At 46.2% G+C, this 11,695-nt stretch carries 12 protein-coding genes and 1 other annotated feature (1 of these 13 cut by a window edge); all 12 genes read left to right on the top strand.

The window, feature by feature from the left end; translation table 11 throughout:
• Positions 1-20, top strand: a sequence feature (ribosomal protein L21 leader region); it begins 65 nt to the left of the window's first position.
• Between the two features lie 14 nt (positions 21-34).
• The 12 genes from rplU (at position 35) to BMW94_RS28285 (ending at position 11,165) form a co-directional block, all read left to right on the top strand.
• Positions 35-346, top strand: a complete 312-nt coding sequence (gene rplU, locus BMW94_RS28340) for a 50S ribosomal protein L21 (protein WP_062328098.1) — start codon at positions 35-37, stop codon at positions 344-346.
• Positions 347-359: 13 nt separating this feature from the next.
• Entirely contained in the window at positions 360-689 is a 330-nt protein-coding gene (locus BMW94_RS28335) for a ribosomal-processing cysteine protease Prp (protein WP_079347324.1), read from the top strand.
• A 23-nt stretch (positions 690-712) separates the two neighbouring features.
• The gene (rpmA, locus tag BMW94_RS28330; RefSeq protein WP_024633959.1) at positions 713-1,024 is read left to right on the top strand and encodes a 50S ribosomal protein L27; all 312 of its coding nucleotides are present in this window, start codon (positions 713-715) and stop codon (positions 1,022-1,024) included.
• A 151-nt stretch (positions 1,025-1,175) separates the two neighbouring features.
• The gene (locus BMW94_RS28325) at positions 1,176-1,913 is read left to right on the top strand and encodes a Spo0B domain-containing protein (protein WP_091001965.1); all 738 of its coding nucleotides are present in this window, start codon (positions 1,176-1,178) and stop codon (positions 1,911-1,913) included.
• A 17-nt stretch (positions 1,914-1,930) separates the two neighbouring features.
• Positions 1,931-3,241: a GTPase ObgE gene (gene obgE / locus BMW94_RS28320; protein ID WP_091001964.1), complete on the top strand. Its 1,311-nt coding sequence runs from the start codon at positions 1,931-1,933 to the stop codon at positions 3,239-3,241.
• Between the two features lie 228 nt (positions 3,242-3,469).
• Positions 3,470-3,907 (top strand): ACT domain-containing protein, encoded by a 438-nt coding sequence (locus BMW94_RS28315; RefSeq protein WP_024633956.1) that lies wholly within the window; start codon positions 3,470-3,472, stop codon positions 3,905-3,907.
• A 95-nt stretch (positions 3,908-4,002) separates the two neighbouring features.
• Positions 4,003-5,289, top strand: coding sequence for a homoserine dehydrogenase (locus tag BMW94_RS28310; protein WP_091001963.1), 1,287 nt, complete (start codon positions 4,003-4,005; stop codon positions 5,287-5,289).
• Between the two features lie 119 nt (positions 5,290-5,408).
• Entirely contained in the window at positions 5,409-6,479 is a 1,071-nt protein-coding gene (gene thrC / locus BMW94_RS28305) for a threonine synthase (RefSeq protein ID WP_091001962.1), read from the top strand.
• Positions 6,476-7,444 carry a homoserine kinase gene (gene thrB, locus BMW94_RS28300; protein WP_091001961.1) on the top strand — a complete coding sequence of 323 codons (969 nt, stop codon included), beginning with the start codon at positions 6,476-6,478 and terminating at the stop codon, positions 7,442-7,444. Before thrC ends, thrB begins: the two co-directional genes overlap by 4 nt.
• Positions 7,441-8,322, top strand: coding sequence for a prephenate dehydratase (gene pheA, locus BMW94_RS28295; RefSeq protein WP_091001960.1), 882 nt, complete (start codon positions 7,441-7,443; stop codon positions 8,320-8,322). Before thrB ends, pheA begins: the two co-directional genes overlap by 4 nt.
• A gap of 138 nt (positions 8,323-8,460) precedes the next feature.
• Positions 8,461-9,345, top strand: coding sequence for a branched-chain-amino-acid transaminase (ilvE, locus tag BMW94_RS28290; protein ID WP_091001997.1), 885 nt, complete (start codon positions 8,461-8,463; stop codon positions 9,343-9,345).
• A 194-nt stretch (positions 9,346-9,539) separates the two neighbouring features.
• On the top strand, positions 9,540-11,165 hold the full coding sequence (locus BMW94_RS28285) for a LysM peptidoglycan-binding domain-containing protein (protein ID WP_091001959.1): 1,626 nt from the start codon (positions 9,540-9,542) through the stop codon (positions 11,163-11,165).
• The last annotated feature ends 530 nt before the right edge of the window (positions 11,166-11,695 follow it).

Here is an 11,695-nt window from a genome sequence, read left to right as displayed (position 1 = left end):
GGGCGAGTCTGAGACATGAGGAGGTGCAAGGCAAATGTACGCAATTATTGAAACAGGTGGCAAACAGTACAAAGTCCAAGAGGGCGATGTTCTGTTCATCGAGAAATTGACTGCGAACGATGGCGAAAGCGTAACGTTCGACCGTGTCCTGGCTGTATCTAACGATCAAGGTTTGACAGCAGGTACACCATTGGTTTCCGGAGCAACTGTAACGGCTAAAGTGGAGAAACATGGCAAAGGACAAAAGGTTGTTGTATACAAATACAAACCTAAAAAGAACTACCATGTGAAGCAAGGTCACCGTCAACCGTATACAAAAGTAACTATCGAAGCAATCAAAGCGTAAGAAGGTGCGATAAGTGATTATCGTTCAAGTCTTTCGTAATGATGACGGGAGCATCGATCGTTTCTCCATCAAAGGGCATGCTAATTTTGCCAAGCGAGGAGAAGACATCGTATGTGCCGGGGTATCTGCTGTTACAGTGGGTACGGTGAACTCGATTGAAACACTGACTGGTGTCGAAATGGACGCCAAGATGAAGAATGGCTTTTTAAGCGCTTCTTTACCGGTGTTGGAGAAAGACGGAACCTGGTCCCAGGTACAATTGCTACTCGAATCCATGGTGCTTATGCTCACTGATATTGCAGAGTCATACGGAAAGTATATTCAGATAGAGCAAGTCAAATAATTAAAGAAGGAGGACAACCAATCATGTTGAAATTAAATCTTCAGTTATTCGCATCGAAAAAAGGTGTAGGTTCCACGAAGAATGGTCGTGACAGTAACGCACAACGCCTTGGCGTTAAACGTGCTGACGGTCAAACAGTAACTGGTGGTAGCATTCTCGTTCGCCAACGCGGAACGAAAATTCACCCAGGTACTAACGTGGGTATCGGTAAAGATGACACTTTGTTTGCGAAAGTTGACGGCGTTGTGAAATTCGAACGTTGGGGACGCGATCGTAAAAAAGTAAGCATCTACCCTGTGAATGTTGCTCCAGTAGCAGCTGCAGTAGAAGCATAATATCGGCATTCCGCCTAAGGAGCCTTCGGCATTTTTGCCGGAGGCTTTTTGTATTTATAGGTTATTCGATAATGAACTGGCAGAAAAGACATGTTATACTTGGTTACGGTGGGGATTAAACCAACCGAGTTTTGTAGAACGGGGAGAAGCCATGAAATCTTGGAAAAGAGTGCCCTGGATTGCGGCATGTTCACTTCTGATTCCTTTGGTTTTCGTTATGCTGTATCCAGTAGTTATATCAATTGCTGTATACGCATTGTGGTCCGTCGCGGTGCTTTTTGTTTCTGTGAATGTGATGAAGAGACAAGCAGAGGCGGAACGCAGAACCATCATACAATCTATGGAAAAGACAGCAATTGCATCACTAAATCATCATAGGCATGATTGGATGAACGATCTTCAGGTATTGTATGGATATCTTAGACTGGGCAAACTTGATAAATCAGTGCAATGTGTGGAAAGAATAGTAGAGCGGGTTAACGAAGAAAGCCGAATCTCCAGATTGGGTATTCCTTCACTCGTATTTTATCTTCAATCTTTCCGGACCAGTGGAGTCGCTCTGGAATTGCATGTGGTCGTAGAGGAAGAGTTACAGCTTAGTGCTCTGGTCTCTCCCGAGGATGGCGAGTCGCTTACGGGGGCGATTGCCGATGCGATTCGAGCCTATCAATATGGCGGCGGCCGGTCGTCTTGGGGAGAGGTTCGCAAACTGACCTTGAACTTCGGACAGGATCACGGAGATGTGGTTGTCCGGCTGGATGGGGATCAAACACCCGATCCGGAAACATTGCGGCAGCTCAATGCCGTACTCAAAGGAAAAAAAGTCAGAACGGAGCAGCTTCCGTCTGAGGATACGTTTATACAATTCAGAATGCCTTGCGGAATATAGGAAGAAGGGGTTAACCAATGTTTGTAGATAAAGCGAAGATTTATGTGAAAGCCGGAGACGGAGGAGACGGAATTATTTCGTTTCGTCGTGAGAAGTATGTACCAAACGGCGGACCTGCCGGGGGTGATGGAGGTAGAGGAGCTGACATCATTTTCCGTGTGGATGAAGGTCTGCGTACGTTGATGGATTTCCGTTACCAGCGTCACTTCAAGGCTCCTCGTGGTGAGAAGGGACGTAATAAAAGCCAGCATGGCGCGAACGCTGAGAACATGATTGTACGCATTCCACCTGGAACCGTGATTTTGGATGAAGACAGTGGAGAAGTACTGGCTGATTTGACACGTCATGGTCAACAGGTTGTTGTTGCTCGTGGCGGCCGAGGCGGCCGGGGAAACATTCGTTTTGCCACGGCTAACAATCCAGCGCCAGAACTGGCCGAAAATGGCGAAGAAGGTCAAGAACGTTACATCGTACTTGAGCTTAAGGTCATGGCAGATGTCGGTTTGGTTGGTTTCCCAAGTGTGGGAAAATCTACACTGTTGTCTGTTGTTTCGGCAGCCAAGCCAAAGATTGGAGCGTATCATTTTACAACCATTACACCTAACCTGGGTGTTGTTGGTGTGGGTGAAGGTCGCAGCTTTGTTATGGCCGACTTGCCTGGTCTGATTGAAGGTGCTCATGAAGGTATTGGACTTGGACATGAGTTCTTGCGTCACGTAGAACGTACACGTATTATCGTTCATGTTGTTGACATGTCTGGTTCAGAAGGACGTGATCCGTTCGAAGACTGGCAGAAAATCAACGAGGAACTCAAATTGTACAATCCTGTCCTCGCTGAGAGACCACAGGTTGTAGCAGCTAATAAAATGGACATGCCGGATTCCGAAGCTAATCTGGAAGAGTTTTTGCAGAAGGCTCGTGAAGTTCAACCGGATATTGAAGTGATGCCTATTTCGTCTCTGACACGGAAAGGGATTCAAGAGCTCCTGTATCGTGCGGCTGATCTGCTGGATCAAATTCCCGACGAGCCAGTGGTTGAAGAAGTTGCTGACTTATCCGAACGCAAAGTATACAGCTTGGACAAAAAAGAGGACGATGGTTTCCGTATTGTACGGGAGAATGAAATCTTCGTTGTCGAGAGTGCCAAGATTGAACGTATGATGAAACGGATGCAGCTGAATTCGCATGAAGCTATTCTCAAACTGGCGCGTACATTGCGTCATATGGGTGTGGATGCGGAACTGCGTAAACGCGGAGCTGAAGAGGGCACCATTGTGCGTATTGGCGAGTTTGAGTTCGAATTTGTGGAAGGCAGCAGCTATTATTAAGATAGCAGGCCGCAGTACGGATAGTGGTTAAAACATAAACGCAGAGAAGTGGGAGATTACCCGCTGCTCTGTGTTTTTTTTATTTTTCCTTACCTGCGCGTGGGATAAACTTGTATACTGTTAGGAATAGTTTTTCAAAAATAGGCATGTAATGTATTGCCCTTTTGGATTAGATACTTTATAATGTCCACTATATGAATACATGAGTCTTTGAGGAGAGGACGTTCTGTGAATGAACGCTATTACTTAGTACGGGAAGACATTTTACCAGAGGCTGTGGTGAAGACCATGCAGGTAAAAGAACTGCTGGCTTCCGGGGATGTCAAAACAGTTCATGAGGCCGTTGAACAGGTTGGATTAAGCCGAAGTGCTTTTTATAAATACAAGGATGGCATCCATTTGATCAATCAGCTTGAACGGGAGAGAATTGTAACGATCTCCATTGATTTGGAGCATCAGTCAGGAATATTGTCTCGTGTGCTCGGACATGTAGCTGGTTATGGAGCCAACGTGCTTACCATTAATCAAAGTATCCCGCTCCAGGGAAGGGCCAACGTTGTCATTTCAGTGGAGACGTCACATCTTCATGGGGAAATTGGAGAAATGCTCGATCGGATGCAGGATATGCCTGGGGTTCGACGCACCCGCATTGTAGGCCAAGGTTAATTAGACGTTATCGTAAAACGTTTAGGAATAAGTTTGTATGTATGGTTAATTCGTACAGGGGTGAAGGAGAAAAAGACATTGGGGGTAGGTCGTTAGTGAAACCGGTAAAAGTGGGATTGTTGGGCCTGGGTACGGTGGGTACTGGGGTCGTTCGCATTTTGGAAGGAAATCAGGAGGATCTGAGCAGTCAGGTTGGATCACCTATCGTTATAGAGAAGATTGCAGTGAAGAATACAGAGAAGGATCGTGTCATTGCCGTAGACCGTGCGAAGCTCACTGAAGATCCTTGGGAAGTCATTCGTCACCCGGATATTGATGTTATCGTGGAAGTTATGGGCGGTATTGATCAGACCAAAGAGTACATCCTTGAAGCACTGGAGCGGGGCAAACATATCGTTACAGCAAATAAAGATCTGATGGCTCTGCACGGTACCGAGATTTTGGCCAAGGCACAGGAAAAGCAATGTGATGTATTCTACGAAGCGAGTGTGGCTGGGGGCATTCCGATCATCAGAACGCTGATTGAAGGTTTCTCATCCGACCGGATTACCCGCATTATGGGGATTGTGAACGGAACAACGAACTTTATTTTGACCAAAATGAGCCAGGAAGGCGCCTCATATGAAGAGGTTCTGGCCGAGGCTCAAGCACTCGGATACGCAGAAACCGATCCAACTTCGGATGTCGAAGGGCTCGATGCAGCTCGCAAAATGGCGATTCTGGGCACTTTGGGCTTCCGCACCAATGTGGAACTGAAAGACGTGACCGTTAAGGGGATTACATCTGTAACCCGTGAAGATATTACGTATGCCAAAAGACTCGGTTACGAGATGAAGCTGCTGGGTATCGCAGATCGTCAGGATGATGAGATCACCATTAGTGTTCAGCCGACGATGGTAAGACAGAATCATCCGATTGCATCCGTCAATGGGGTGTTCAATGCTGTATATGTACATGGCGAAGCTGTAGGTGAGACAATGTTCTACGGTGCGGGTGCAGGCGAGCTTCCGACGGCAACTTCTGTAGTCGCAGATATCGTGGCTGTGATCAAAAACCTGAAGCTGGGCGTGAATGGCCTCAAGGCGATTGTACCTTATAAACAGAAGCGCCTGCAAAGTGACGAGCACATAATGTCAAAAAACTTTATTTTGCTGCATGTGGATGACAAGGCAGGGGTACTGGCGCAAATTACACAAATCTTCGCTGAATACGAAGTCAGCCTGGCTTCAGTTATGCAACAGCCGAACGAGCACAACCCGGATGCTGAGATCATTATCGTTACGCATAACGCTAGCAAGGCGAGCATGGATAAAGTATTGAAACACTTTGAATCCCTTGCCGTCATTCGTCGCATTAAGAGTGTGTACCGGGTAGAAGGATAATACGTCCCTAAATTCCGGTTTAAATGTTCAGGTTTAATTCCAAGTTTAAGGTACACGTTTAACCATATAGATGTATGCAATCATATTCGGATTATTAACGACAAAGGAGTTTACCCACAATGAGATATCAAGGATTACTGCAAACGTATAAAGAGCACCTTCCGGTTAATGAAAACACGCCCCTGCTTACGCTTCACGAAGGAAATACGCCCCTGGTTCATGCGGAGAATCTGTCCGAGGAACTTGGTTTAAATTTATATTTCAAATATGAAGGTCTGAATCCGACAGGTTCATTTAAAGACCGCGGAATGGTTATGGCTGTTGCTAAAGCGGTGGAAGAAGGCAGCCGCACGATCATGTGTGCATCGACAGGCAATACTTCAGCGGCAGCAGCAGCCTATGCGGCTCGTGCTGGTCTGAATTGTATTGTATTGATCCCAAATAACAACATTGCACTGGGTAAACTGGCTCAAGCCATGATCTATGGAGCTAAAGTGATTGCGATTAATGGCAACTTTGACCGTGCATTGGAAATTGTGCGTGAGATTACAGCCAAACATCCAATTACGCTCGTGAACTCCGTGAATCCGTTCCGGATTGAAGGACAGAAAACGGCTGCATTTGAAGTGATTGAGCAGCTTGGTCAGGCACCTGATGTACTGGCAATTCCGGTGGGTAACGCAGGGAACATCTCGGCTTACTGGAAAGGGTTCAAAGAGTATAAAGAAGCAGGCAAATCGAACTCCCTGCCTCGTATGGTCGGTTTTGAAGCGGAAGGCTCCATGGCGATTGTCAAAGGTGAACCAATTCTTGAGCCTGAAACCGTAGCAACGGCTATTCGAATTGGTAATCCAGCAAGTTGGAAAACCGCTGTAGCTGCAGCTGAAGAATCTGGCGGACAGATTAATTATGTAACTGACGAAGAAATTCTGACAGCCTATCGTACGATCGCCGCGCGTGAAGGGATTTTTGCTGAACCTGCATCCGCTGCTTCCGTTGCTGGTGTATACAAACTGAAGAGTGAAGGATACTTTAAAGGCGGAGAAACTGTGGTTTGTGTACTGACAGGACATGGTCTCAAAGATCCTAATATTGCAATCAAAACGGTAGCGACCGAGCCGCTTGTTGTGGAAGATTCCGAAGAAGCGGTTATGGCGGCAATTGCACAGCTGGAGCAACAATCCGTATGAGTTTGCAGCAAAGGGTAATCGTTAAGGTACCTGCAAGTACAGCCAATCTTGGTCCAGGGTTTGATACCCTGGGCATGGCGTTGTCTCTGTATGCATGGCTTGAGATGAAACCTGCAGAGCAGACAACATTCCATTTACATGGAGATCATCTGACGGGTCTGCCAACAGATAAATCCAATCTAATATATGAAGTTGCACAGATGGTGTTCAACGAAGCTGGAATCTCCGTGCCGGAGTTGGAGATTTCCATGTATTCCGATATTCCGCTTACTCGGGGACTGGGAAGCAGTGCATCCGCCATCGTGGGTGCGTTGGCTGCTGCTAATGCATTAATTGGCACTCCGTTATCTGATGCGAAGCTTCTGGACATGGCTACGTCGCTGGAGAAACATCCGGATAATGTAGGAGCTTCGCTATATGGAGGTATCATTACAGCGGCGTGGGATGGCAGTCGGGTAGACCATATTCGCATTGAGCCGCATCAGGATTTGCAAACCTTGGTCATCGTACCGGACTTTGAGTTGTCCACTTCGAAAGCAAGAAATGTAATTCCGCAGCAGTTCGACAAGTCTGATGTCATTCACAACATAAGCAGATCATCCTTACTCGTTGCGGCTTTGGCAAGTGGGAGATTGGACATGATTCAAAAGGCGATGTCTGATCGGATTCATCAACCCTACAGGGCATCATTGGTACCCGGTATGGCTGAGATCTTGGAACATGCAGTCGGTCATGGAGCTCTGGGGGCTGCATTGAGTGGAGCTGGACCTACCGTTTTGACGTTGGTAGATCGTCATGATACTCGTAAGCTCGAACTGGAGCAATATTTGATAGACACAATGAGCCGGGAAGGCATCACTGCATCTGCATTATGGTTAGATCCGGATCTGGACGGTGTTACCGTACTGCCTGATCAAGATGAAAGTCCTTTTATGGACAGACTTAAAGGGGAAGTTAACGCATGAAACGAATTGCAGTATTACCTGAAGGTTCAGTCTCCCATGAAGCAGTAGATTTTCTGTTTAATGGGGAACCTTTGGAATTGCTTCATTCCAAGCTGATTTCTGATGTTTTTCGGGCTACGGATAGTGGAAAGTCCCAGTATAGTGTTATACCCATTGAGAATACGATTGAAGGCTCGGTTAGTTTGCATATGGACTGGCTGGTTAACGAAGTCGATATTCCGATGCAAGCAGAATGGGTTTATCCATCCATTCAGAATGTCATCGGACATGGGTCCGAGTTCAGGACAGAGAGTGGTGAATATGACTTCGGGAAAATTACGAAGATCATGTCCCATCCCGTAGCGATTCCGCAGTGTCAAAATTTTATTCGCTTGCATTCTCCTGGAGCAGAACTTGAAGGTGTGAACAGTACAGCGGAAGCTGTAGAAATTGTTAAAAAAAATCCTGGAAAAGGCTGGGTCGCGATTGGCACCAGGCTGGCTGCACAGAAGCATGGTTTGGACATTATGGCTGAACGGGTTACCGATCATGACAACAACTATACTCGTTTTGTGTTGATAGGCCATGAGCCTGTTCAGATACCACGAGAGCCTGATCATGTGAAAACCAGTTTGCTGGTTACATTGCCTGAAGATGCGCCGGGTGCATTGCATCAGGTGCTTTCGGCTTTTGCCTGGCGGAAGCTGAACTTGACGCGACTGGAATCTCGTCCAACGAAGAAAAGGTTGGGGAGTTATTATTTTTACATTGATGTTGAGGAAAGTGCAGATTCGGTATTGCTTACCGCAGCTATGGCTGAGATTGAGGCTTTGAATTGTCAGGTACGTGTTCTTGGCAGCTATCCGTGTTATACATATCCTTCGTCGAAAACGACCTGAATCAGGACGTACATTGGTGAAGGTTGTCATAAGACTGGGTAATGTGTGCAAGAACAGCTTGTCATTTGTTGTCCAATGAGCGAGATAAATGTAGTTTCGGAATCAGGGGATGGAAATTTTATGGAGGTGCAGTCATCGGTGTCAGAACAATGGATTTACTTGGATGGTCGATATGTGACCAAGGAGAATGCAACCGTTTCGGTATATGATCACGGATTTTTGTATGGAGACGGTATTTTCGAAGGTATTCGTATTTATAACGGTAACATTTTCAGATGCAAAGCGCATTTGGATCGTTTGTACGATTCAGCTAAATCCATCACTCTGAACATTCCGTTGTCTTATGATGAGATGCTGGAAGTGATGGCTGAAACGGTACGTCGCAATGATATGCGTAACGGTTATATTCGTCTGATCGTTTCACGTGGACCTGGTAACTTGGGTCTTGATCCGCTGCGCTGCCCTAAAGCGTCCGTTATTATCATTGTAGAGCAACTGGCGATCTATCCGGAGGAAGCGTATCTTACTGGGCTGAAAGCCGTGTCTGTATCGCAGCGCCGCAACATTCCTGATGCACTTAATCCAAAAATTAAATCATTGAACTATCTGAACAACATTCTTGTTAAAATTCAGTCTAACTACTCAGGTGCTGGTGAAGCGATTATGCTGAATTCCCAAGGTTACGTTACTGAGGGTTCAAGTGATAACATCTTCATCATCAAAAATGGTGTGGTTTATACGCCACCTTGTTATCTTGGTGCACTGGAGGGAATTACACGTCAGGCCATTATCGATCTGTGCGGTGAGCTGGATCTTGAATTAAAAGAAGTGCCATTTACGCTTCATGATGTGTACATTGCCGACGAAGTCTTTTTCACAGGAACAGCCGCCGAAGTTATTGCTGCTTATGAGGTGGACGGCAGAACGATTGGAACAGGTGTCGCAGGTCCTGTAACCTTGAGACTGCTGGAAGCATTCCGTCAAATTGTCGACAAAGACGGTTATAAAGTTTGGGAAGATTAAATGGAACGAACGGAATAGGGAAGCAGAAGATCCTTCTTGTCTCTGAAATTCAGCATACCTGGAGTATGCGGTTTTTGGGGCGGGAAGGATTTTTTTTGCATAGTTGATGTCATTGGCCCAATTTCTGCATAGGATGTAGTAACGGTATGGGCGAATGCACTGCCCAAGTATCACGTCTAGGAGGTTAGTTCCAAGTGAAAATACACATGGTGAAAAAAGGCGACACATTATATCTGCTGTCCCAAAAATATAATGTAGCGTTGGACAAAATTATCGCAGCTAATCCGCAAATTGCAAATCCCGACAAGTTGGAAATCGGCATGAAGGTCAAAATTCCTGCGGAGCCTGTAACACCAAAGCCGGAAGGCGTGTTGCACAGTCATAAGGTACAGCAAGGCGATTCATTGTGGAAATTGTCACAGGCTTGGGGAGTTCCGTTGAAAGATATGATCAATGCGAACCCGCAATTGAAAAATCCTAATGCTCTTCTTGTAGGGGAGACCGTGTACATTCCATCAGCGAATGCACCGGGAAATGCGGCTTCAGGGAATGGTGCATCATCCAATGTTGCACATGAGAAGCTGTCTCCTGAAGGGAAGGAATACACGGGAGTTAAAGAAGAAACGGCTCCAGTCGTACCAGTAACCCCAGTACCTGAACCAGCACCCGCACCGGAAGTCTCCAATTCGGTTCCAGCTCCTGTACCTGCAAATCCGGTCGTACCTAATATCAAGCCGGAGGTGGAAGTGTTACCACAGTTACCTGAAATTCCTGAAGAGAAGCCGCAGAAGGAAGCTCAGAAAAAAGAAAACACCAAATCGGAAGTGCAATTAAAACCGATAACTGAAGCGCCGACGTATACGATGCCTAATATCTCACCTGAAGTTCTGCCTTTACCTGTAATACCTAACAATACGAAATGGCCTACAGAGGTTGAGCCTGCGACTAAAGCTCCATGTGGTTGCGGCAGTAAAATGCTGCATGCTCCTGCCGAGCATCCATATGCCCAAGTTCCTGTACCTGCACAAGAGGTATACACAAGTCCACAAAACATGTATACGGCTGGGGCGAACGACAATGCTACATTCCCAGGTATACCTGAGGTGAGTCCTTACTCCATAGGCAATACATCCAACATGCCTTGGACCGGCGCGGAGTATAATCATAACAACGTTATGCCGAACGTATCTGCTGAGATGCAGAATAACTCGTATCCGATCGCTCCGTCGGGTCAAGTGAACAGCCCATACCCTCCATTTGCGGCCAATGAGCATATGAACCACCAACCGCCTCATATTTCTCCTTACTCTATGCTTCCGTACCCGCCATGCGGATGTGGCAACCATCATATGCCCAACCATCAATACGCATATCCCTCACATAACTACCAGAACCCAGCGTGGGGCACATACAATCCTTACGGGGTGCAACCGGAAATGACCACATCCACGATGCCTAATCAGCCATTGGAGTATGCCTATCAAAACCCATATCCAACTCAGAACATGGTGCCGCCGTCTCCGCTAGGTGCATTTGGTGAACTGTATCCTCCACAAGGTAAGGGGGAAGGCAAAAAGGGCGGACGTGACGAGGCTAACTTAAGCCAGTCCTCTGCAGAGAGTGAGGCTGAGTTCAATCTGGGAGCGAAGCCTAAACAAGCAGCCAAAACAGGAACTGCGAAACGCAGAACAGCCAAACCTGCTGCTAAAGCTAAATCTAAAGTATCTGTATCCGGGAAACAAACAAGAGAACGCACAGGCATAAGCACTAAACGTAGTTCTGACAGCAAAAAGCGTAGAAATCCCTGGATACAGCAATAACACTGTAAAGTAACTGATAAACTGTTAATCTTCAAAGGTCGACTCTGAGATGAGCCGGCCTTTTGAGTTTTGTATGAAGAGCAGGGTCATCCTACAACGGTATGGTAGAGTCTCGTTTATAGGTTTCTTTAGCATCAAGAAAGCCCATAAATGTGGAAGGGATTGTAAGGGGATAGAGCCTCAAATTCGCTATAGTTTTAGTGCGGTTATTGGGGGATTAGAATCTATTAAATGTTTTTTGAAAAAACTATTGCAATGGTTTCGTCAGTATGATATATTATTTAAGTCGCCGCTGAAACACAGTGCGGACAACGAAAAGAGTAACACAAACAAGTTTGATCTTTGAAAACTGAACAACGAGTGAGTAACGATCTTGCTTGCAAGATCGACGCTGAGAAATCTGTACATGTCTTCGGATTGTATGATTTCGAAGCGAAATAAATGAGATTTTTAATCTCGTCAGTTTCAAAATGAGCTTATCGCTCTTTTCAATACTTTATTGGAGAGTTTGATCCTGGCTCAGGACGAAC

Origin of the sequence: Paenibacillus sp. OK003, from assembly GCF_900109515.1 — a bacterium.
GTDB lineage: Bacteria > Bacillota > Bacilli > Paenibacillales > Paenibacillaceae > Paenibacillus > Paenibacillus marchantiae.
This window is presented reverse-complemented; position numbering and strand designations above follow the sequence as displayed.